Source organism: Variovorax sp. 54 (assembly GCF_002754375.1).
Classification (GTDB): Bacteria; Pseudomonadota; Gammaproteobacteria; order Burkholderiales; family Burkholderiaceae_C; genus Variovorax.
Map to the genome: position 1 here is coordinate 4751317 of NZ_PEFF01000001.1, position 23869 is coordinate 4775185.

Genomic DNA, 23869 nt, shown 5'->3' on the forward strand with positions numbered 1-23869 from the left:
TTACCCTACCCGCAGCACCGCATCCGCCGGCAGCGCCTGCCAGTCGGTCCATTCGCCCACCGCCACATGGTGCGTGGGCGCGGCGGTGCCTTCGACGGTGCCCCACTGCAGCGTGAGCCGGCGCTGGCCGAGCCGCAGCGCGAGCTCGAAGCCCGGCCAGTGCGCGGGCACATGCGGCGTCATCGACAACTGCCGGCCCTTCACGTTCAGGCCCAGCAAGGTCTCGACGGCCGCGCGGTGCAGCCATGCGGCCGAGCCGGTGTACCAGCTCCAGCCGCCCCGGCCCACATAGGGCGCGGCGCCGTAGACATCGCCCGCCATCACATAGGGCTCCAGCTCGTAGACCGGGCCACGCGCGGGGTGCTTTGCGCGGTGGGCCGGGCTCAGGCCTTCGAAGCTCTGCCAGGCCGCTTCATGGTCGCCCTGCAGCGCCTGCGCCATGAGTGCCCACACGGCGCCGTGCGAGTACTGGCCGCCGTTCTCGCGCACGCCGGGCGGATAGGCCTGGATGTAGCCCGGGTTGTGGGTCGAGTTGGCAAACGGTGGCGCCAGCAGCCGCAGCAGGCCGGCCGGCTCGTCGTGCAGGTGCGACTGGATGGCGGCCATGGCCGGGCCGGTGTGGGCCGCGTCCGAGGCGCCCGAGAGCACCGACCAGGCCTGTGCGATCAGGTCGATGCGGCACTCGCTGTTGATCGACGAACCCAGCGGCGCGCCGTTGTCGAAGAAGGCGCGGCGGAACCAGGCGCCGTCCCAGCCGGCGTCGTGCAGCGCGGCGATCCAGCCCGTGCGCGCCGCGGTCCAGCGCGCGGCGCGTTCGTGTTCGCCGCGTGCTTCGGCGATGGGCGCGAAGCGCTCGACCACGCTGCACAGGAACCACGCGAGCCACACCGATTCGCCGCGGCCTTCATGGCCGACGCGGTTCATGCCGTCGTTCCAGTCGCCGGTGCCCATCAGCGGCAGGCCGTGCACGCCGGTGGTCAGGCTGCGGTCGATGGCGCGCGCGCCATGGTCGAACACGGTGGCCATGCGGCCGCTGTTCTGCGGTGCGTAGTAGGCGTCTTCGGCGCCCTCGGGAATGCCGGGGCCTTCGATGAAGCCGACCATTTCGTCGAGCAGCGAGGCATCGCCCGTCACCTCGACGTAGTGCGCCGACGCATACGGCAGCCACAGCAGGTCGTCGGAGAAATGCGTGCGCACGCCGGCGCCGCCGGGCATGTGCCACCAGTGCTGCACGTCGCCCTCGGGGAACTGGCGCGCCGCGTTCACGAGGATCTGCGCGCGCAGGCGCGGCGGGTCGGTGAGCGCGAAGGCCATCGCGTCCTGCAGCTGGTCGCGAAAGCCGAAGGCACCGCCGGCCTGGTAGAAGCCGGCCTTCGACCAGAGCCGGCAGGCCAGCGTCTGGTACACGAGCCAGCGGTTGACCAGCGCATCGAACAGCGGGTCGGGCGTGCGCACCTGCAGGCGGCCGAGCAGGTCGTCCCAGAAGCCGCGCACCTGCGCCAGCGCTTCGGGCACGTCGCGCTGCCGCCAGCGGCGCGCAAGCTCGAGCGCCGCATCGGCATTGCCCGCGTGGCCCAGCACGAAGCTGAAGCTCGCGGTCTCGCCGGCCGCCACGACGAATTCGCCGCCAATCGCCGCACAGGCGTCGAGCCCGCTGCCGGCGCGCCGTGCCAGCGTGTCGGGCACTTCGACGATGCCGCGGCCGGCGAAGAATTCGCTGCGGTCGCAGGTCCATTGCGTGGCCCCGGTCGTCGCGCCTTGCAAGCCGGCGAGCAGCAGGAAAGCCGCGCTGCCGCCGAAGCCCGCGCTCGATTCGCGCTGCTGGCCGAACACGGCCGGCTGGTCTTCGGGCTTCCAGCAATGCACGGTGCGCCGTTCGCCGCGCGCGGCGCCCAGTTGCCACTCGACCATCGCGAGCGCGCGCAGGCGGCGCTGGCCGGCGCCTTCGTTGCGCACGCGCACATGGACCAGCTTGACGGCTTCGTCGCGGTCCGCGAAGAAGGTGGTCTCGAGCACGAGGTCGCCTTGGCGGCACTCGAAGACGGTGTAGCCCTGGCCGTGCCGTACGCGGTGGCGTGTGGCGCCATCGTTGCCACCGGCGGGCGTGAGCGGCAGCATCTCGCGCGTCGCCACGTCCTGCAGCAGGTAGTGCTCGAAGGCCGGGTCCTGCACCGGGTCGTTGGACCACGGCGTGACCTGGTGCATGCGGCTGTTGCCGGCCCAGGTGTAGCCGGTGCCCCATTCGGACACCTGGAAGCCGAAGGTGGCGTTGGCAATCACGTTGATCCAGGGGCGCGGTGTGCGGCGGTCGGGGCCGACCTCGAAGCGGAACTCGCCGGTCTCGGCGTCGAAGTCGCCGGCGGCGGTCGTGGACGTCGACGAGGCGGCCTGCTTCGTCAACAGCGGCGTGCGGTGCTGCACTGGCGCGCTGCTGTCGTCCGCAATCGTCGGGCTGCGTGCCTCGTGCAACGCCGCCACCTGCACTTCGAGCGCGCGGCCGTCGGCGGTGAACACCACGCGCGCCAGGCTGGAGAGCGCGGCCTTTTCCGACGGCACCACGTCCTGGTCGCGCAAGAGGTAGAAGCCGGCGGTGTCGTTGCGCGGAAAGCTGTTCTGCGTCTGCTGTGCGACGCGCGTGCGCAGCATCTCGATCTCGCGCTGCAGTGGCATGAGGTACGAGTTCGGTTCGCTGTTGAGCACCACCAGGTCGCAGGCCACGCCGCCGAAGCCCCACCACGGCTGCGCGCGCAGCAGCGTGTTGATGAGGCCCATGCCGTTCATCGAGTGGATGTAGACCAGCACGATGGGCTTGTCGCCCGAAATGCCGAAGCGCCAGATCTGGCGCAGGTCGATCAGCCCGCGGTCGCTCATCACGCGCGGCGTGGTGTAGGTGAGGATGGTCGTCAGGTCTTGCAGCGCGAGGTTCTGCGCGGGCGCGATGCTCAGGTCGCGCAGCCGCACCTGCGCCAGCGTGGCGGCCATGCGGGTGGCGCGCTCCACGTGCATCGGCTGCAGGTAGCGGTCGATGCTGGGCATCAGCGCCTCGATGCTCTCGTCGGCGGCGGTGGCAAAGCTCAGGCGCGCGGTGGTGCCCGGCGCAATCGACAGGCGCACACGCAAGCAGGCGATGGGGTCCAGGCCGTTCACCTGCTTGCCCTGGGCCGTGAGCGGTTGCGCATCGAGCGCGGGGTCGGCCAGCGTGCGGTTGCGGCCGATGAAGGCGCGCCGGTCGGTCATGCAGTCGATCGACAGCACGTGGGCATCGACCGAGGCCACGAAGTGCACCGCGGCCACCACCGCATCGCCATGCAGGCGCGGCTTGCGCGACAGCAGCAGCGCGCGCCACGTGGGCTCCCAGCGCGATTCGACGAACAGGTTGGCAAAGGCCGGATGTGCCTCGTCGGCCTTGGGGTTCGACAGCACGGGCTCGAAGTACGAGACGAGTTCGAGCGTGCGCGTTTCGTCGCCGCTGTTGTGCAGCGTGATGTTGCGCAGCTCGGTGTCGTCCTCGGGGCTGATGAGCACCGTGGTGCGCACCTGCAGGCCGGGGCCGGTCGCATCGAACTGCACCTGGTCGGCCAGGAAGCGGGTGCGGTAGTGCCAGTCGGCGCCGGGCGCGGGCAGGGCGGTGAGCGAGGTGAGTTCGCTGTTGCCTTCGTCGCGCACGTAGAAGAAGGTGCCGTAGCTGTCGCGCAGCGGATCGTCGCGCCAGCGCGTCACGTTGAACGCGCGCCAGCGGCTCACGCCCGCGCCGTTGGCGCGCAGCGCCACCGTGTAGCGGCCGTTCGACAGCAGGTGCGTGGGCTGGAAGCCGGGCCCCGTCGGGTCGACCAGGCGCGGCTGGAACAGCGGCGCCAGCTCGGTCTGGCTGGGCTCGGGCGGCGTGCGCGGGTCGGCGCTGCCGATGATCTGGCGCGGCGTGCGCTCGTGCAGCAGCGACTCGTGCGCCTGCACCAGCGCCGCGCTGCCGAACCAGCGGCGCGGTGCGTCGTCGCGCAGCACGTTGCACAGCGCCACCAGCGACATGCCCTGGTGGTGCGCCATGAAGTTGCGCACGACAGTGAAGTCCTGGCCCTCGGTCTGGCGCGAGGCGGTGAAGTCGATCGCGTCGTGAAAGCCGAACTCGCCGCGCGCGCCGAGCGATTCGAGCAGCGCGAGGTTGATGACGGCCGCTTCGGGCGCGAACGGCGCGGCCATCAGGCTGGCGTAGGGCGCCACCACGCGGTCGGTCGGCGGCGTGCGCCGCAGCGCCAGGCGCGGCACGCCGAAGGGCGAGTACTGGTAGGCCAGCGAATGGTCTTGCGCGAAGTAGGCCGACTCGGACACGCCCCACGGCATGTTCTGCGCGCGGCCGAAGGCTTGCTGCTCGGCGATGGCCGCGGCGTTGGCCACCTGCAGCAGGCCGTCGGTGGGCTCGGTCATCACGAGCGCCGGCATCAGGTACTCGAACATCGAGCCTGACCACGATTTGAGGCTGGGCTGGAAGCCCACCAGCAGGAACGGCCGGCCGAGCGCCATCCAGTGGCGGCGCGGCACGTCGCCCTTCGCAATCGCCAGAAAGCTCAACAGGCGCGACTCGGAAGCCAGCAGGTCGTAGTAGCTCGCGTCGAGCACGTTCTCTTCGACGCGCAGGCCGATGTGGAACAGGTGGCGCTTGGCGTCGTAGAGGCCGCTGAAGTCCATGCCGTCGTGCAGCGCGTCGCAGCGTCGGGCCAGTGCTTCCAGTGCGGGTGCTTCATGACTCTGGCAGCCTTCTTCCGCCGCGAAGGCGCGGCAGGCCTGCGCGACGGTGACGAGGTGGCCCGCGAAGTTGCCGCTGTCGACGCTCGACACATAGTCGGGCGGCAGCGGCTTGAGCGTCTGCGTGTCGTACCAGTTGAACAGATGGCCGTTGTGCTTCTGCATGCGGTCGACGGTGTCGAGCGTGGCGGTGATGCGCGCCAGCAAAGCTGTTGTGTCGAGCCAGCCGAACTCGCGCGCGCAGCAGGTGGCCAGCAGGTACATGCCGATGTTGGTCGGCGAGGTGCGGTGCGCAAGCGTCGGCTGCGGCTCGAGCTGAAGGTTGTCGGGCGGCAGGTGGTTGTCGTCCGGGCCGACCACATGCTCGAAGAAGCGCCAGGTGTCGTGCGCCAGCGTCTCGAGGTAACTGCGTTGCGCGGGCGCGAGCGGGTCTTCGGTTTGCACATCGACGCGGCTGCCCCACCAGGCTGCGATGGGCGCCAGGGACCAGAGCACGAAGAGCAGGGGCCCGAGCACCGGGTAGGCGCTCCAGTTCGCGAGGAGGGCCAGCACCAGGCACACCGCGCTGCTGAGGGCCGCGCTGCGCACGAAAGGCTTCAGGCGCTGGCTCGATTGCGCTTGCGCCTGGTCGGCCGTCGTCCATTGCAGCAGGTGCCTGCGGCTGACGACCACCCGCCAGGTGGCGAGGAAGGCCGCGTCGAGCAGCAGGCGCGTCTGCGCCGCCAGCTGCACGAACTGCCAGGCCGCGCCGGCCATGGCGCGCAGCAGCTCGACCGCGCCCACGTCGAAGAAGTGGCGCAGCTCGATCGCGCGGCGTGTCGGCACCAGGCCGGCCAGTGCGCCCAGCAGCGGGCCGAGCGTGAGCGCCGCACCGACGGCCGCCAGCGCCCAACCGAGCGGCATGGCCTGCGTGAAGATCACCAGCACCAGCAGCGCGAACGACGCCGGTGCGACCAGCGAGCGGCGCAGGTTGTCGCACATTTTCCAGAGGCCCAGCGCGTCGATGCCGAAACGGCGTGCGCGCCACATCAGCGGCAGCAGCTGCCAGTCGCCGCGCACCCAGCGGTGCACGCGCGAGGCGGCCACGCCGGCATGGTGCGGATGGTCTTCGACCAGCACCACGTCGCTGACCATCGCGCAGCGCGCGACGCTGCCTTCGAGCAGGTCGTGGCTCAGCACGGCGCTGTCGGGCAGTCGGTCGTTCAGCGTAGCGTGCACCGCGCGCACGTTGAGCAAGCCCTTGCCGGTGAAGGAGCCGCTGCCGAACACGTCCTGGTAGATGTCGGACGCGCCGCTGCCGTACGGGTCGAGCCCGCACTGCCCGGCGAACACCCAGTGGAAGAAGGAGCGCTCGCTGCGCATCGGGAACGGCGTGACGATGCGCGGCTGAAGAATGCCGAAGCCCGCGACCACGCGCCGGCTTGGCATGTCGATCTCGGGCGCGTTCAGCGGATGCGCGGCAATGGACACGAGGTCGCGCAGCGCGCCGGGCGGCAGGCCGGTGTCGCTGTCGAGCGTCAGCACATAGGGCGTGCGGCCGGGCGCGAGCTGCTGGCCCGGTGCGAGCGGCAGAAAGCCGCTGGCGTCGCCGCTGGCCAGCAGGCGCATGAGCATTTCGAGCTTGCCGCGCTTGCGCTCCCAGCCCATCCAGCGTTGTTCGGTCTCGCTCCAGCTGCGCGGGCGGTGCAGCAGCAGGAAGCGCGGTGCAGTGCCTTCGGCCGGCGGGTACTTGGCGTTGAGTGCGGCGATGCGTTGCTGGGCATCGTCGAGCAACGGTGCGTCGCCGGGCAGCGCCGCTTGCGAAGCGTCGGCCCAGTCGGTCAGCAGCGCGAACTGCGCGTGGGCCTCGCGGTTGGCGAGCCAGTGCAGTTCGAGCCGGTGCGCGAGCTTGGCGTTGTTCGCGGTCGAACCCAGCATCGTGGGCATGACGACGAGCGCGCGGTGCCGCTCGGGAATGCCGTTCGCGAAATCGAGGCGTGGCAATGCCTGCACGCGCACCGACTCCGCCATGATGCGTTGCGCCAGCGCAATCAGCGCTTCGGACAGCGGCCATGCGAGCAGCAGCAACGCCGCGACGGTGGTCCAGTCGCCGCGATGCGGCAGGCCGTGCACCACGGCCGCCAGCAGCAGCGCGGTGCCGAGGGCGACGGAGCCCACGTAGACGGGCAGGCGCCAGCCGCGATGGCTGCGCGCGGGGCGCTTGCTTGCGGTGCGTGCGGCTTGGCCTGCCGTTCCGTTCGCCTGCAGCGAAGCGATCAGCGCGGGCCGGCCCTGGCCGAAGAGGTAGTAGCCGGCGGTGCCGTCGGCGCGGTCGGTCTCGGCGCCGGCTTCGTCGGCCGGCGCGCTGGAGGCCAGCGTGACCACGGCCTGTGCCACTTCGCGCTCGGGCCGTTCGGTGCTGCGCGCCACCTGTTCCATCGCATGCGTGATCTGCTGGCGTGTGAGTTCGCTCTCGTTCGCAAAGCTCGGCAGTTCGCGCAGCACGCGCAGCGAGCGGCTCACCGGTTCGATGAGGTCGCTCCACTCGACCTGGCCGATCATGCGCAAGGTCGTGATGATGTTGCCGACCGTGAGGTTGGCCGCGGCCTGCGCGTTCTGCGCGTCGTCGATCAGCGCCGGGCCGTTGGGGCAGTGCTGTTCGGTCCAGCGCACCAGCGCGGGCATGTCGTCGCCGTGCTCGACGGGCAGGCGCTGCCACAGCTGCGTGAGGTAGCTGTCCTGCAGGCCGTGGCTTTGCAGCGCGCGGTAGAGCACGTCGAGGTCCTGCACCGAGAGGTGCGGCGCCGCGTCCCACGCGGCATGCGCGATCTCGCGCGCGACCTTGTTCTCGGCAATGCGCTCGGCCACGCGGCGCAGGTTTTCGAGCAGCACCACGCGCAGCGTGGTGGGCAGTGCCCACAGCTCGCCGAGCATGAGCTCGTCGATGTCCTGGTAGGCGTTGGGGAAGGCCGTGAACAGCGTCTTGTTGAGCACGCTGTCGGTGTGCGCCACATAGGCCCACGCAATGCCGTACACGCGCGGCAGCCCCGCCAGCGGCGGCGTGACGAGCTTGGGCAGGCGCGCGTAGTAGCTGCGCGGCACGCCGTCATGGATCTGCTGGAGCTGCGCCTCGACGAGGTGGAAGTTGTCGAGCAGCCATTCGGCCGCCGGCGACACATAGCGCCCGCTCAGCGAGATCAGCGCGATGTAGTCGAAAGCGGCGCGCAGCGACTCGAGGTTCTCGTCGACACGCGGAAAGAAGGGCGCGCCTTCGCGCGCGCGGTGGTGTTCGTCTTCCACCACCTGGGCACGGGCCAGGCTGTGGCCGTGCTGTTCGAAACGTTGGGCACCGAAGAGTTCGGCGCGGATCGGGAGAGCTACCGGGTCGTGCGGACCGAGCAGAAGGGTCCGGGCGTAGTGACTGAGCCCTTGGAGGCGGTCGACGACGGCAGCGGCGCTCAAGTGACCGCGAACAGGCCGATGCCCAACACCACGGCCACGCAGGCCATCGTGACAATGCGGCCCGCAGCGAGCGCGCGCACACGTTGCATGTGGCTTCGCAGCGAGAACCATCGCCCGTGGGCACGTGCACAGTGGTGCATGTGTGAAGCCAGGGCTTCGAAATCGCTGCCGACAAAATCGATCTGCGAATGGGAAAGGGACTGCGGGACGGACATTGCAACGGGCTCCTGTGAAACGACTTCGAGCTGCCGCGCGATTGCGAGAACTGGGAACGTGTCCCGACCGTACCCTTTTAAATGACCTTACAGGTACCTCATTGCCGACAGCGCTCGTAGGAAAGGGCGCACAAGGCGCCCTTTGTTCATCGAGGCTGCGTGCAGATCAGCCCGTGTTGCGCAGCCCCGCCGCCACCCCGTTGATCGAGATGTGGATGCCGCGCTGCAGCCGCTCGCCACCGTCGCCCGCGCGATAACGCCGCATCAGCTCGACCTGCAGATGGTGCAGCGGGTCGATGTACGGGAAGCGGTGGCGCACCGAGCGCTGCATTTCGGCATTGCCCTCGAGCCGTTGCTTGGCGCCCGTGATGAGCGTGAGCGCGTCCGAGGTGCGTTGCCATTCGCTCTCGATCATCGAGAACACCTTCAGGCGCAGCTTGCGGTCGGTGACCAGCTCGGCATAGCGCGAGGCCAGCGCGAGGTCGCTCTTGGCCAGCACCATGTCCATGTTCGACAGCAGCGTGCGAAAGAACGGCCACTGCGCATACATGCGCTGCAGCAGCGCCACGCGTTCCTTCTTGCCCGCGGCGTTGCCGGCGGCGGCCAGGAACTGCTCCACGCCTGAACCGAAGCCGAACCAGCCCGGCAGCGTGAGGCGGCACTGGCCCCAGCTGAAGCTCCACGGCACCGCGCGCAGGTCGTCGATCTTGTGGCTCGGGTTGCGCGAGGCGGGGCGCGAGCCGATGTTGAGTTCGGCAATTTCGCGGATCGGCGTCGAGCCGAAGAAGTAGTCGCCGAAGCCCGGGGTCTCGTACACCAGCTTGCGGTACGCGGCCATGCTCGCGGTCGAGAGTTCGCCCGCGGCCGACAGGAAGTTCGCAGGTGCCGACTTGCCCTGCGGCAGCAGCGTGGCTTCGAGCGTGGCGGCCACCAGCGTCTCGAGGTTGCGCCGGCCGATCTCGCGGTTGGCGTACTTGGAGCCGATGACTTCGCCCTGCTCGGTGAGGCGGATCTGGCCGCGCACCGTGCCGGGCGGCTGCGCCAGGATGGCCTGGTAGCTCGGGCCGCCGCCGCGTCCCACCGTGCCGCCGCGGCCGTGGAACATGCGCAGGCGGATCGGGTTCTTTTTCTTCTTGTTCAGCTCGTCGAACAGCGACACCAGCGCGATGCCCGCGCGGTACAGCTCCCAGTTGCTGGTGAAGATGCCGCCGTCCTTGTTGCTGTCGCTGTAGCCGAGCATCACGTCCTGCTCGCCGCCCGAGCGCTCGATGAGCGCCTGGATGTTCGGCAGCGCGTAGAAGGCGCGCACGATGGGCGCGGCATTGCGCAGGTCTTCGATGGTTTCGAACAGCGGCACCACGATCAGGTCGCAGGTCGCGTTGCTGTCCATCGCGCCGCGCAGCAGGCCCACTTCCTTCTGCAGCAGCAGCGCTTCGAGCAGGTCGCTCACCGTTTCGGTGTGGCTGATGATGTAGTGGCGGATGGCCGCCGCGCCGTAGCGCGCACGCGCGGTGCGTGCGGCCGCGAAGATGGCCAGCTCGCTTTTCGCAAGCGGCGAGTAGTCGGCGTCGGGCACGCGCAGCGGACGCGCGTCGTCGAGCAGCTTGAGCAGCAGCGTCTGCTTGGCCTCTTCGGCCAGCGAGGCGTACGAGGGCTCGATGCGCGCGGTGGCCAGCAGCTCGGCGATCACGGCCTCGTGCTTGTCGGAGCTCTGGCGCAGGTCGACGGTGGCCAGGTGGAAGCCGAACACCTCCACCGCGCGGATCAGCGGGCGCAGGCGCGGCGCGGCGAGCACGGCGCCGTGCTTCTCGACCAGCGACTCTTCGATGGTGCGCAGCTCGGCCAGAAACTCTTCAGCATTGGCATACGGGTTCTGCGGCGCGACCGCATGGCGCGCGGCCTCGCCGCCGCTGAGTTCACGCAGCGTGGCGGCCAGGCGCGCGTACACGCCCGTGAGCGCGCGGCGGTAGGGCTCGTCCTTGCGGTGCTCGCTGGTGTCGGGCGAACGCTCGGCCAGCGCCTGCATCTCGACCGACACGTCGACCAGCGTGGCCGACAGCGACAGCTCGCCGCCGAGGTAGTGCACCTCGGTGAGGTAGTGGCGCAGCGCCAGTTCCGACTGGCGGCTCAGCGCGTACTCGAGCGTCTCGGCCGTGACGTTGGGGTTGCCGTCGCGGTCGCCGCCGATCCACTGGCCCATGCGCAGGAAGGGCGCGACCGAGGGCGTGACGCCGCTCTGGACCAGGGCCTTTTCGAGGTCGGCGTACACGCGCGGGATTTCGCGCAGGAACGTGGCTTCGTAGTAGCTCAGCGCGTTCTCGATCTCGTCGGCCACGGTGAGCTTGGAGAAGCGCAGCAGGCGCGTCTGCCAGATCTGCGTGACGCGGATGCGCATCTGGGTTTCGTTCTCGGCCAGCTCGATGGGCGAGAGCGCGTCTTTGCCGCCTGCATAGGCGTTCTGGCGCAGCTTGATCTCGTCGCGCGTGGTGAGCAGCAGGGCGATGGCGCGCTCGGCATCGAGGATGCTCTTGCGCTGCACTTCGGTCGGGTGCGCCGTGAGCACGGGCGACACGTAGCTGTGGGCCAGCGAGGCGACGATCTCGTCGGGCTTGATACCGGCCTTGCGGATGCGCACAAGGGCGGTCTGCAGGTCGCCGTCGGCCTGCACGCCTTCGCGCTCGGCCTCGGTGCGGCGGCGGATCTGGTGGCGGTCTTCGGCCAGGTTGGCCAGGTGGCTGAAGTAGGTGAAGGCGCGGATCACGCGCACCGTTTCGGCGGCGCTCAGGCCCTTGAGCAGGTTCTTCAGTGCGCGGTCGGCGGCATGGTCGGCGTCGCGCCGAAACGACACGGAGAGGGTGCGGATCTTCTCGACCAGCGCGTAGGTTTCGTCGCCCTCCTGCTCCCGGATCACGTCGCCGAGGATCCGGCCTAACAGCCGGATGTCGTCGATCAATGGCTGGTCTTCGGTCTGGCGGCGCTTGGCGGGGATGGCAGGAGTCTTGCTGGCTTTCATTCGATGTTGTTCCTGGGGACTTGAATGGACGCGCCGCCTCCGTTGCTGCGGCGCAACATGCTAGCATTCCGGAGGTCAGAAACCACGTACTTTTTGGGAGCGATCTTGAGCAATATCGTGATCGCCACGCGCGAAAGCCGGCTGGCCCTGTGGCAGGCCGAACACGTGCAAACGCTTTTGCAAGAACGCGGCCACACCGTCAGCCTGCTGGGCATGACGACCCGCGGTGACCAGATCCTGGACCGCACGCTGAGCAAGGTCGGCGGCAAGGGACTCTTCGTCAAGGAACTCGAAGCCGCGCTCGAAGACGGGCGCGCCGACATCGCCGTGCATTCGCTCAAGGATGTGCCGATGGAGCTGCCCGAGGGCTTCACGCTGGCCTGCGTGCTGGAACGCGAAGACCCGCGCGACGCGCTGGTGTCGCCCGGCTACGCCTCGCTCGAGGAACTGCCGCAGGGCGCGGTGGTTGGTACCTCGAGCCTGCGCCGCGTGGTGCTGCTGCGCGCGCAGCGGCCCGACCTGCGCATCGAACCGCTGCGCGGCAACCTCGACACCCGCCTGCGCAAGCTCGACGAAGGCCACTACGACGCCATCGTGCTCGCGGCGGCCGGGCTCAAGCGGCTGGGCCTCGAAGACCGCATCCGCGTCGCCTTCGATCCCGACACCATGCTGCCCGCCGCAGGGCAGGGCGCCCTCGGCATCGAGGTGCGCGCCGACCGCCAGGACCTCATCGACCTGCTGGCCCCGCTGGCGCACCGCGGCGACTGGCTCTCGACCACCGCCGAGCGCGCCGTGAGCCGCGCGATGGGCGGCAGCTGCTCCATGCCGCTCGCGGCCCATGCGCGTCGGCAGGCCGACGGCACGCTGCGCATCGACGCCGCCTGGGGCGACCCGGAAGGCGACGCGCCGCTGGTGCGCGTGCACGCCCAGGCCGAGGCCGGCGACTTCGCGACGGCCGATGCGCTCGGCCAGCACGCCGCGAGCCTGCTGCGCGACGCCGGTGCCCACTGATCGCCGTGGGCGCTGAGCGATGAGCGCGGGGCCCGTCATCGTCACGCGGCCCGCGCATGAAGCGGCGGCGTGGGTGCGCGATTTCCAGTCGGCCGGGCTTGATGCCGTGGCGCTGCCGTTGATCGCCATCGCACCCGCGCTCGATGTGGAACCGCTGCGCGCGGCCTGGGCGCGGCTCGCGGACTACGCGGCGCTGATGTTCGTGAGCGCCACCGCCGTCGATCATTTCTTCCAGCACCGGGGCACCTCGGCACTCGCCGGTTGCCGCTTCTGGGCCACCGGCCCCGGCACCGAGCGCGCGCTGCTGCGCGCCGGCGTGCCGCCCGCCGCCATCGACGCGCCGCCACCCGGCGCCACGCGCTTCGACTCCGAGGCGCTGTGGGCGCTGGCGCACGGGCAGGTGTCGCCCGGTGTGCGCGTGCTCATCGTGCGCGGCGGCGATGAAGCGGGCCAGCCGGCCGGCCGGCAATGGCTCGCCCGGGAGATCGATGCCGCCGGCGGCGTGCGCGACACCGTCGTGGCCTACCGGCGCCTCGCGCCTGCGCTCGACGATGCACAGCGCCGCATCGCGACCGAAGCCGCCGCCGGACACGGCATCTGGCTCTTCAGCAGCTCGGAAGCCATCGGCAACCTGCAGCGCGCGCTGCCGGGCACCTCGTGGCAGGCCGCACGCGCCATCGCCACCCATGCACGCATCGGCGAAGCCGCACAGGCCGCGGGTTTCGGGGCGTTGCGTGTCTGCACACCCCTGCGGGAAGCGCTGATCGCGTCGATAGAATCCTTCGCATGAGCGCCGCGTCCCCGTCCGACGACCTTTCTCCCCCTTCCGCCCCCACGGCGCACCCCTCGGTGCATGTGCCCGCCACGGTGGCGCCGCACCAGACGCCCGCCGCCCAGGCGGCCGCGGCCACCCTGCTGGCGCGCATCGGCATGGGCCTCGTGGCCCTCGTGGCGCTGATCGCGCTGCTGTCGACGATCGCGCTGTGGCAGAAGGTCAGCGGCATGAAGGAACAGCTCGCGCGCCAGAGCGCCGAGGCCACCGCCCAGTCGATGGAAGCGCGCACGCTGGCGCGCCAGGCCAGCGACACGGTGCGCGATGCCGCCGCCCGCGTGGCCCTCATCGAGACCCGTGTGGCCGAAGTCGCGCTGCAGCGCTCGCAGCTGGAAGAACTCATTCAAAGCCTCTCGCGTTCGCGCGACGAGAACCTGGTGATCGACATCGAATCCGCCGTGCGCCTCGCGCTGCAGCAGGCACAGGTCACCGGCAGCCTCGAGCCGCTGCTCGCCGCGCTCAAGGCCGGCGACCTGCGCATCGGACGCGCCGCGCAGCCCCGGCTCGCGCCCGTGCAGCGCGCCATGCAGCGCGATGCCGACCGCCTGCGCAGCACCGCCAGCACCGACGGCGCCGAAGCGTTGCAGAAGCTCGACGAGCTGGTGCGCAGCGTGGACGACCTGCCCACGCTCAACGCGGTCGCCGTGCGCGGCACCGGCGTCAACGCCTGGCGTCCCGAACCCATTCCCGCCGATGCGCCCTGGTGGCAGCGCGTGCTGCTGACCATCCGCGGCGAAGCCCGTTCGCTGGTGCGCGTGGGCCGCATCGAGAGCCCCGAAGCCGTGCTGCTGGCGCCCGAGCAGTCGTACTTCCTGCGCGAGAACCTCAAGCTGAAGCTGCTCAATGCACGGCTGTCGCTGTTGTCGCGCCAGATGGACGCCGCGCGCGGCGAACTGGGCCAGGTCACCGCATCGCTCAACCGCTATTTCGATCCGGCCTCGCGCCGCACGCAGGCCGCGGCCACGCAGCTGCAGCAACTGCAGCAGCTCGTGCGCAGCACGGAGCCGGTGCGCATCGACGACACGCTGGCCGCGCTGACCACCGCGGCCGCAGGGCGCTGATCCGTTCATGCGCGCTGCAATCTGGCTCCTCGCGCTGTTCGCCGTCGCTGCGGCGGTGGCGCTGTTCGCCGGCAACAACCAGGGCACGATCACCGTGTTCTGGCCGCCGTGGCGGGTCGACCTTTCGCTGAACCTCGTGCTCGTGATCCTGTTGCTGACCTTCGTGCTGCTGCACGTTGCGTTGCGCGCGCTCGCGGCACTGTTCTCGCTGCCCACGCAGGCGCGCCACTGGCGGCTGCAGCAGAAGGAACGCATGCTGCACTCCGCCTTGCTCGATGCGATGGTGCAGCTGATTGCCGGCCGCTTCTCGCGCGCACGCAAGGCCGCGCAGGCCGCGCTCACCCAAGAAAAGACACTGGCTGCGCTTGGCGCCGACCTGCCGCAAGCGCAGCAGGTGCGCGTGCTGTCGCATCTGCTGGCCGCCGAAGGCGCACAAGCCCTGCAAGACAAGGCGGCGCGCGATGCGCATCTGCAGCAGGCCCTGAACGAAAGCGCTGACCGCACCGTGCTCGCGAGCCCGGAAACCCGCGAAGGCGTGCAGCTGCGCGCCGCCCGCTGGGCGCTTGACGACCGCGACCCCACGGCCGCGCTCGCGCGGCTCGAAGAACTGCCGCAGGGCGCGCAGCGTCGCACGCTGGCGCTGCGGCTGCGGCTCAAGGCCGCGCGCCAAGACCGTCGCACGGTCGAAGCACTCGACACCGCGCGCCTGCTGGCCAAGCACCGCGCCTTCTCCGACGCGGCGGCGCAAAGCATCGTGCGCGGCCTCGCGACCGAACTGTTGACCGGCGCACACGACCCGGCGCAGCTGCTGCGTGCGTGGTCCGAGCTGGATTCCGCCGAACGCCAGATGCCCGAGGTGGCCATCCACGCGGCCCAGCGCATGGTCGCGCTGCGCGGTGACCTGGCACTGGCACGCGGCTGGTTGCTGCCGGCCTGGGAACGCATGGTGGCGAACCCGCGCGGCCTCGGCGATGCGCTGCGCGTGAAGCTCACGCGCGCGCTCGAAGCAGGGCTCGACTCGGTCGACGCCGACTGGCTCGCACGCATCGAGAGTGCGCAGCGCAACAACCCACGCGACCCGAACCTGCAGTACCTCGCCGGCATGGCCTGCATGAAGCGCCAGCTGTGGGGCAAGGCCCAGCAGCTGCTCACGCAAGCCGGGCTCGGCTTGCAGGACCCCGACCTCTACCGGCGCGCGTGGCTCGCGCTGGCCCAACTGGCCGAGGCGCGCGAAGACCACGCGCAAGCCGCCGACGCGTGGAAGCGCGCGGCGCAGATCGACAACACCCCCTGATCGTTTTCTGGGTCCGTCGTGCGCCCTGGCCTCAGGAGCACGCGGATTCCTTGGCGGCCGCCAGGCCCGTTGTTCGCACCGATGGCTTGCCGTTGCCGAAGATCAACAGGCTGAGGCCGGCCAGCACCCACACCCCGATGCCGCCGTAGAGCATCACCCACCCGAAGCTCTGCACCAGCGCCGCATGCACGACGGCGCCCGACGGGTCGGCCTGCGACAGCACCGGAAAGGTCTCGGGCAGCGACGCGAAGCTGCCCGCCGCGACCTTCTCCGCCAGCGCGCGCAGCTGCTCTGCATCGAGCGATGCCGACAGGGCGCTTTTCAGGTGTGCATGAATGCCTTCGAGCAGCAGGAACCCCATCAGCGCGATGTTGATGGCCAGCGTGATCAGCCGCGCGCTCATGTCCATGCCCGAGGCCATGCCCGCGCGTGCGCTCGACACCGAGCCCGTGGTGGTGTTGGTCACGGGCGTGTTCGTCAGGCCCAGCCCGATGCCGGCCAGCAGGCAGCCGGGCAACAGCGTGAGCCAGCTCGCGTGCGCCACGCCGCTGCCCCAACGCATCGCGATGAAGCCGAGTCCGATCACGAACAGCCCCGCCGGGATGACCACGCCGGGCCGGTAGCGCATCGACAGGCGCTCGGCCAGCGGCGGCAGCACGAGCGTGGGCAGCGTGTAGGCCAGCAGCGCCGAGCCGGCCGTGACGGCGTCGTAGCCCAGGCCGCTCTGGAAGTAGATCGGCAGGTAGATCATGAACGGCCAGAAACTGAAGTTCATGCCGATGGAGCCGACGATCGAGCCCGAGAAATTGCGGATGCGGAAGACCGAAAAGTCGAACATCGGGTGCGGGTTGATCGTCTCGACCCACAGGAAGACGGCGAAGCTGGCCAGCGTCGCCACGAGGATGCCGATGGCCGCGGGGCTCGCGAAGCCGAGGCCCGGCCCCTGCGTGATGTAGTAGGTGAGGCCGAACACCGCCAGCGACAGCGTGACGATGCCCGGCAGATCGAGCCGTTTCGCGTCGGGGTCACTCGACTCTTCCACGCTGCCCCACACGAGCGCCAGCGCCACCACGGCCAGCGGCACGTGGACCAGGAACACCCATTGCCAGCTCGACAGCGCCACGATCGCGCCGCCGACGATCGGCCCGAAGCCCAGCCCCATGCCGAACACCACGCCCCAGATGGCGAAGGCCTTGCTGCGCTCCTTGCCTTCCTGGAACTGGTGCGACAGCACCGCGAGCTGGCAGATCAGCATCGCGCCGCCGGCCAGGCCCTGCAGGAAGCGACTGACGATCAGCACCCATGCGTTGCCTGCGATGCCGCACGCCAGCGAGGTGAGGCCGAACAGCACCACGCCGACGATCAGCACGCGCTTGCGGCCGTAGCGGTCGGCCACGGTGCCGGCCGCCATCAACACCGTGGTGCAAGCGAGGGTGTAGGCGTTCATGATCCACTGCATGTCGCTGAAGTCGCCGTGCAGTGATTTTTCGAGCGTGGGAAGAATGACCGGCACGCTGGAGATTTCCAGGCCGAACATCAAGGCAATGAGGCAGACCGCGGACAGGGCGATCCGGTTCTTGCCGGCGGGAGAGAGAGGCATCAAACGGCTTTCCAGAAGAGGTTCATGCGATTCTGTTGAAACCCTCTTCATGATGGAAATGATTTGATTTCCTAGAATTCATTAGGAACCATCATTTATCCAGGATCGCCATGGACTTCGACCCCACGCTGTTGCGCGCCTTCGTGGCCGTCAAGGAAACCGGCGGCTTCACGCGCGCCGCCGAGCGCCTGCACCTGACCCAGTCGGCCATCAGCCACCAGATCCGCAAGCTCGAGGCGCAGGTGGGCCGGCCGCTGCTGCACCGCACGACGCGCCGCCTCACGGTGACCGAAGACGGGGAAGACTTCCTGCGCTACGCGCAGCAGATTCTCGACACGCTCGACGCCATGACGCGGCGCTTCCAGCCCTCGCCGATCTCGGGCGTGGTGCGCTTCGGCGTGCCGGACAACTTCATGGGCGACCGCCTACCGCCGCTGCTCTCGCAGTTCGCGCGCGGGTTTCCGGCGGTGCGCATGGAGGTCTGCGTGAGCATGCACATCGACCTGCGCGCCGCCATCCGCGCCGGCGAGCTTGACCTTGCGGTCGTGATGTCGCCGCCCGAGGTGGTGGAGGGCACGTGCCTGCGGCGCACCCAGCTCGTGTGGGCCGCGGCCGAAACCTTCGAAGCGCCGAAGGGCGCGTCGCTGCCGCTGGCGTTTTTTCCGAAGCCTTGCGTCAATCGGCAGGTGGCCGGCTCGGCGCTCGACCTGGCGTCGCTCGACTGGCACGTGGTCTTCACCTCGGCCAGCCCGCAGGGCATTCGCGCGGCGGTGCTGGCGGGGCTCGCAGTAACGGTGCTCACGCGCGAAGAGGTGGAGCCGGGCATGAAGATCGTCGACGGCCGCTACGGCCTGCCGTCGCTGCCGAGCGTGAACTTCTCGCTGATCTGGAGCGAGAACGGGAAGACGCCGTGCGCCTGTCGGTTCGGGCAGCTGATCCTGGAGATGCCGGACCTGCCCGGTGTCGAGGCACTACCGCAGCAGGCCTGAACTTTGAAGCAAAAAAAACGGCGCCACGAAGGCGCCGTTTTTACTTGCGAGGAAGCAGGGCTCAGAGCGAGCGCTGCTGTTCCTGCGGCTGCTGTTGCTGTTCGAACGGCAGCGCCATCGAACCGAGGTCGCGGCGGGTTTCGACCAGCACCAGCGGACCTTCGTCGAGCACGATCACGGGCGGGCGCTCACGCGGCACGTGGACCGGCTTCGGCTCGGCGGCTATCGCGGCGCGCGCTTGCGCGATGCGGTCGGCATCCGAGTTGACCCACTGCAGGCCCGAGCTCTCGGCGATCTGCGCGAGTTCGTTCAGCGGCAGCTCGAAGGCCTGCACCTTGGGCAGTGCGCGGCCGTTGCCGGCGGGCGCTGCGGCTGCGGCGGGCTTGGCTGCCGTTTCCACCACGATGGGCGCTGCGGCGACAGGTGCCGGTGCGGGTGCAGCGGGGCGCTCGAAGCGCGGTTGCTCTTGCACCTGCGGTGCGGGTTCGCGCACTTCGACAGCGGTGGCCACCACAGCCACGGCAGCGACTTCCGCCACCAGCGGCAGTTGCTGCTGAGGCTGGCGCTCGGCCTGGCCTTCGGCAGCAGCCACGGCGCCTTCGGCGACCGGTGCGGCTTCTGCGGCATTGGCTTCGTTGCCACCGTTGCCGGCGTCGTCACGCGGACCGCGTTCGCGGCGGTCACGGCCGTAACGGTCACGCGAACGGCCGCGGCGCTCTTCGCCGTCGCGGCGCGGGGCTTGCTGCTCGTTGCCTTCGTTGTTGTTGCCTTGCTCGGCGTCGCCGGCGGCAGCCGATTCGACCACGCGTGCGTCGCCTTCGTTGGCTGCAGGTGCGTCGTTGCGGCGCTCGCGGCGGCCGTCGTTGCGCTCACCGCGCTCACCGCGCGGGCCGCGCGACTCGTCGCCACGGCCGTTGCGGGGTTGGCGCTCGCCGTCGCCGGCGGGTGCTGCCTCGTCGTCGCGCGGCTGTTGCTGCTGCGCGTCGCCGCTGCGTTCACCGCGGTCGTTGCGGTCGCCGCCACGTTCACCACGCTCGCCGCGCTCGCCACGTTCACGGCGCTCGCCGCGGGCGCGCGGTGCGCGTTCCGCTGCGGCATTGCCGTTCTCGTCGCCGCCGGGTGCCGGCTGCTGTTGCTGCGCGTCGAGGTTCAGGTTGCCGTCGAGCAGGGCTTCGGCCGGCGCGTTGCGGCCTTCGCCACCTTCGCGGCGCTCGCCGCGACCGCCACGGCGCTGTTCGCCGTCACGCGGGGCGCGTGCTTCACGTGCCTCGCGCGGTTCGCGTTGCTCGCGTGCCGGGTTGGTGCTGTCGTTGCGTTGCTCGGTGTTGCGAGCCTCGCCGCGGCGTTCGCCACCGCCGCCTTCACGGCGCTCACCGCCGCGTCCGCCACGGCGCTCGCCGTCGCGACCGCCCGAACGGCCGCCGCCTTCGCCACGGCCTTCGCCGCCGCGTCCGCCGCGGCGCTGTTCGCCGTCGGCGCCGCGCGCGCCGCGCGCTTCGCCGTCACGGCCTGCACCACGGCCACCATCGCGGCGGGGCTTCGGTGCTTCGACCGGAATGGCGCTGGGCGCCGGAGCCGGTGCGGGCGCCGGCGAGCCGCCGCCGAAGAAGCTCTTGATCCAGGCCATGAAGCCGGTCTGTGCCGGGGCCGGTGCGGCCACCACGGGCGGGGCCACCGGTGCCGGGGCGGGCGCAGCTGCGCGCACCGCTTCGGGCTTGGGCGGCACCACCGGCGCGGGTGCGTCGGGCAGCACGCCCTTGATGACCGGCGTCTGCTTGTTGGTGGGTTCTTGCGAACGGCGCGTGACCGAGGTCGGGTCTTCGATCTCGTCGGCCATCTTGTAGCTGGCTTCGATGTGATCGAGACGCGGATCGTCGTGCTTCAGGCGCTCGAGCTTGTAGTTCGGCGTTTCGAGCGTCTTGTTGGGCACCATCAGCACGGTGACGCGCTGCTTGAGCTCGATCTTGGCGATTTCAGGGCGCTTTTCGTTCAGCAGGAACGAAGCGACTTCCACGGGCACCTGCACATGCACGGCGGCCGTGTTGTCCTTCATGGACTCTTCCTGAATGATGCGCAGGATTTGGAGCGCGCTCGATTCGGTGTCGCGGATGTGGCCCGAGCCGCCGCAACGGGGGCAGGGGATCGACGAACCTTCGGACAGCGCCGGCTTCAGGCGCTGGCGGCTCATTTCCATCAGGCCGAACTTGCTGATCGAACCGAACTGCACGCGGGCGCGGTCTTGGCGCAGCGCGTCGCGCAGGCGGCTTTCGACTTCGCGGCGGTTCTTCGACTCGTCCATGTCGATGAAGTCGATGACGATCAGGCCGCCCAGGTCGCGCAGGCGCATCTGGCGGGCCACTTCGTCGGCGGCTTCGAGGTTGGTGCGGGTGGCGGTTTCTTCGATGTCGCCGCCCTTGATGGCGCGGGCCGAGTTCACGTCGACCGAGACCAGTGCTTCGGTGTGGTCGATGACGATGGCGCCGCCCGAAGGCAGCTGCACGGTGCGGGCGTAGGCCGATTCGATCTGGTGCTCGATCTGGAAGCGGCTGAACAGCGCCGCGTCGTCGCGATAGCGCTTCACGCGGGCGGCATGCTCGGGCATGACGTGCGCCATGAACTGCTGCGCCTGGTCGTAGATGTCGTCGGTGTCGATCAGGATGTCGCCGATGTCGTGATTGAAGTAATCACGGATGGCGCGGATCACGAGCGACGATTCCTGGTAAATCAGGAAGGCGCCCTTGCCGCCCTTGCCCGCGCCGTCGATGGCGGTCCAGAGCTTGAGCAGGTAGTTCAGGTCCCACTGGAGTTCGGGCGCCGAGCGGCCGATGCCGGCGGTGCGCGCGATGATGCTCATGCCCTTCGGGTACTCGAGCTGGTCCATCGCCTCCTTGAGCTCGGCGCGGTCGTCACCCTCGATGCGGCGCGACACGCCACCGCCACGGGGGTTGTTCGGCATCAGCACGACATAGCGGCCGGCCAGCGAGATGAAGGTGGTGAGGGCGGCGCCCTTGTTGCCGCGTTCTTCCTTTTCGACCTGGACGGTGAGTTCCTGGCCTTCACGGATCACGTCCTGGATGCGGGCCTGGCTGGCCGACACGCCTTCGGCGAAATACTGCTTGGAGATTTCCTTGAACGGCAGGAAGCCGTGGCGGTCTTCGCCGTAGTCGACGAAACAGGCTTCGAGCGAAGGCTCGACGCGGGTCACGACCGCTTTGTAGATGTTGCCCTTGCGCTGTTCACGCCCTTCGATCTCGATTTCGTAGTCGAGGAGCTTTTGCCCGTCGACGATGGCCAGGCGCCGTTCTTCCGGCTGCGTGGCATTGATCAGCATCCGCTTCATGATGCGTTGTCCTTATATGTATCGTTCTACCGGCTCATGACGAGCCAACGATGCACGGACGACGCCCGCGAAACCAGGGAATTGCCGCTTGGCCCCGGATGCTGTGACTGCCGCGCCAGGCGCGAACAGGCCTCTCGAGCGTCAGCTCAAGAAGACAGCCGGGGTGGGGGCGCGTGGATGGGCGCGAGCCAGATTCGGTGTTGGGTGGCTGTCTTATTGACAGCCGGTTGCGCAAGGGTGGCGCGCACTGCGGGCAATTCAATGCCTGAGGCGACTGGTCGAAACCAGGTCGACCAGCGCAGGCATATTTGAATCAGCAGCATCAACACAACAAGGGACTCGCTTCGATCCGCCTGCAGCTTGGAAGCTGCAGGCTGGGTATTCCGTATCGGTGTTTCGTGGGTGTCGGCTTGACTTGGGTGCCTGGCCTGCCACTTTGCGCGATTGCGCGGGGTTTGCGGGCTGGACGCCAAAGCGGCATCGACCTCACAGCATGGTCGTCAGTGCTCTAAACTTCTGTCTAATCAAGCACTTACACGACCGCGCTGGTGAAAAACATTATAGGTGCGAAGAAAAGCCCCACGGGGGCTCCAAATCCCGCGGATCGACCCGCGGGCGCCGACACCGGCACGCCGCACGCGGCCATCCACTTCCTGACCGTCGACGCCGAATCGGCAGGGCAGCGTCTCGACAATTTCCTGTTTCGCCATCTGAAAGGCGTGCCGAAGACGCACGTCTACCGGATCATCCGGTCGGGCGAGGTGCGCATCAACAAGGGCCGTGTCCAGGCCGACACCCGAATCGAGGACGGCGACCAGGTCCGGATTCCGCCGGTGCGGATTTCGCCGCGCGCCGAAGAGGGCGCCACGCCACCCGCGCCGGCGCGGGAGTTTCCGGTGCTGCTCGAAGACGAGGCCGTGCTGGCCATCGACAAGCCGGCCGGTGTCGCGGTGCACGGCGGCAGCGGCGTGAGCTTCGGCGTGATCGAGCAATTGCGCACGGCGCGTCCGGGCGCCAAGTTCCTCGAACTGGTGCATCGGCTCGACCGCGAAACCTCCGGCATCCTGCTGGTCGCCAAGAAGCGCAGCGCGCTGGTGGCATTGCAGGACCAGTTCCGCGAGCGTGAAACCGGCAAGACCTACCTGGCGCTGGTCGAGGGCGACTGGCCCTCTAACAAGAAGGTGCTCGACGCGCCGCTCGCCAAGTACCTGCTGCCCGACGGCTCGGGCGCTGGTGCCGGCGAGCGCCGCGTGCGCGTGGTCGCCAAGGACCACCCCGACGCGATGCGCGCCGTCACGCTGGTGCGCGTGCTCGCGCGGCTCACGCTGCCGGGCGACGCGACGCCACTGTCCTTGCTGGCGGTGACCATCAAGACGGGGCGCACCCACCAGATCCGCGTGCACCTGGCCTCGGCCGGGCATCCGATTGCCGGCGATGACAAGTACGGCGAGTCCGATCGGCAGCGCGCCTTGCACAAACTCGGCCTCAAGCGCATGTTCCTGCATGCGTGGCGGCTGCAATTCAACCACCCGGCCAGCGGCGAGCGCATCGCGCTGCAGGCCGGACTGCCGCCCGAGCTGCACACGCTGATGTCGCGTGCGGCGCTCGAGGCGATGGCGCAACACCCCACCCCCACGGCCCATGACTGATTCTTCCGCCCGCCCTGCACGTTCCCCTCGTTTCGACCTGATCGCCTTCGACTGGGACGGCACGCTCTATGACTCCACCCGCCTGATCGTGCGCTGCATCCAGGCGGCCGTGGTCGATGTCGGCGGCGCCAAGCCCAGCGAGGACGATGCCGCCTGGGTGATCGGCCTGGGTCTGGCCGAGGCGCTCGCGCGCGCGGCGCCCGACGTGCCGAAGGAAAAGTACCCCGAGCTCGGCGCCCGCTATCGTTACCACTTCCTGCAGCACCAGGACGATCTCGTGCTGTTCGACGGCGTGCTGCCGATGCTCGATGCGCTGCGCGCGCGCGGCCACAAGCTGGCCGTGGCCACGGGCAAGTCACGCCGCGGCCTCAACGAAGCCTTGAAGACGGTGGCGCTGCGCGACCGCTTCGACGCCTCGCGCACCGCCGACGAAACCTTCGGCAAGCCGCATCCGCGCATGCTGCTCGAACTCATGGAAGAACTCGACGTGCCGGCCGAGCGCACGCTGATGATCGGCGACACCACGCACGACCTGCAGCTGGCGCAGAACGCCGGCTGCGCCAGCGTGGGCGTGGGCTTCGGCGCGCACGCGTCGTCGACCTTCGACGAATTCAAGCCGCTGTACGTGGCGCAGTCGATCGCCGAGCTGCAGGCCTGGCTGCTCGACAACGCCTGAGGGGGCGC

The 23869-nt window shown here is 69.5% G+C and carries 12 protein-coding genes; 7 read left to right on the forward strand and 5 right to left on the reverse strand.

Annotated elements, in window-relative coordinates; all coding sequences use genetic code 11:
- The 3 genes from CLU95_RS21925 to ppc all read right to left on the reverse strand — a co-directional run bounded on the left by CLU95_RS21925 (nt 1) and on the right by ppc (nt 11409).
- A complete protein-coding gene (locus CLU95_RS21925) occupies nt 1–8181 on the reverse strand; it encodes a GH36-type glycosyl hydrolase domain-containing protein (RefSeq protein WP_099795543.1) in 8181 nt (2726 codons plus the stop codon).
- On the reverse strand, nt 8178–8396 hold the full coding sequence (locus tag CLU95_RS21930) for a hypothetical protein (protein ID WP_062474298.1): 219 nt from the start codon (nt 8394–8396) through the stop codon (nt 8178–8180). Before CLU95_RS21930 ends, CLU95_RS21925 begins: the two co-directional genes overlap by 4 nt.
- 166 nt (nt 8397–8562) lie before the next feature.
- Nucleotides 8563–11409 (reverse strand): phosphoenolpyruvate carboxylase, encoded by a 2847-nt coding sequence (gene ppc, locus CLU95_RS21935; RefSeq protein WP_099795544.1) that lies wholly within the window; start codon nt 11407–11409, stop codon nt 8563–8565.
- A 57-nt stretch (nt 11410–11466) separates the two neighbouring features.
- Here ppc and hemC point away from each other — a divergent pair, with 57 nt between their 5' ends.
- From hemC to CLU95_RS21955, 4 genes are read left to right on the forward strand one after another with little or no spacing between them, the layout of a single operon-like run.
- Entirely contained in the window at nt 11467–12420 is a 954-nt protein-coding gene (gene hemC, locus CLU95_RS21940; protein ID WP_099797428.1) for a hydroxymethylbilane synthase, read from the forward strand.
- 19 nt (nt 12421–12439) lie between these two features.
- On the forward strand, nt 12440–13210 hold the full coding sequence (locus tag CLU95_RS21945; protein WP_099795545.1) for a uroporphyrinogen-III synthase: 771 nt from the start codon (nt 12440–12442) through the stop codon (nt 13208–13210).
- A complete protein-coding gene (locus tag CLU95_RS21950; protein ID WP_099795546.1) occupies nt 13207–14313 on the forward strand; it encodes a uroporphyrinogen-III C-methyltransferase in 1107 nt (368 codons plus the stop codon). The genes CLU95_RS21945 and CLU95_RS21950 overlap by 4 nt, the downstream gene beginning before the upstream one ends.
- Before the next feature lie 7 nt (nt 14314–14320).
- Complete coding sequence (locus tag CLU95_RS21955; protein ID WP_099795547.1) at nt 14321–15607, forward strand: heme biosynthesis protein HemY; 1287 nt, start codon at nt 14321–14323, stop codon at nt 15605–15607.
- Between the two features lie 31 nt (nt 15608–15638).
- Here the strand turns inward: CLU95_RS21955 and CLU95_RS21960 are convergent, their stop codons facing one another.
- A complete protein-coding gene (locus CLU95_RS21960) occupies nt 15639–17207 on the reverse strand; it encodes an MFS transporter (RefSeq protein ID WP_099795548.1) in 1569 nt (522 codons plus the stop codon).
- Between the two features lie 110 nt (nt 17208–17317).
- On the opposite strand from CLU95_RS21960, the gene CLU95_RS21965 reads away from it, so the two are divergent.
- Entirely contained in the window at nt 17318–18196 is an 879-nt protein-coding gene (locus CLU95_RS21965; protein WP_099795549.1) for a LysR family transcriptional regulator, read from the forward strand.
- Nucleotides 18197–18257: 61 nt separating this feature from the next.
- Here the strand turns inward: CLU95_RS21965 and CLU95_RS21970 are convergent, their stop codons facing one another.
- Nucleotides 18258–21536 carry an Rne/Rng family ribonuclease gene (locus CLU95_RS21970; RefSeq protein WP_099795550.1) on the reverse strand — a complete coding sequence of 1093 codons (3279 nt, stop codon included), beginning with the start codon at nt 21534–21536 and terminating at the stop codon, nt 18258–18260.
- Between the two features lie 548 nt (nt 21537–22084).
- Here CLU95_RS21970 and CLU95_RS21975 point away from each other — a divergent pair.
- Both CLU95_RS21975 and CLU95_RS21980 read left to right on the forward strand, forming a co-directional pair.
- Complete coding sequence (locus CLU95_RS21975; protein ID WP_099795551.1) at nt 22085–23185, forward strand: RluA family pseudouridine synthase; 1101 nt, start codon at nt 22085–22087, stop codon at nt 23183–23185.
- Nucleotides 23178–23861 (forward strand): HAD family hydrolase, encoded by a 684-nt coding sequence (locus tag CLU95_RS21980; RefSeq protein ID WP_099795552.1) that lies wholly within the window; start codon nt 23178–23180, stop codon nt 23859–23861. Before CLU95_RS21975 ends, CLU95_RS21980 begins: the two co-directional genes overlap by 8 nt.
- Nucleotides 23862–23869: the final 8 nt, after the last annotated feature.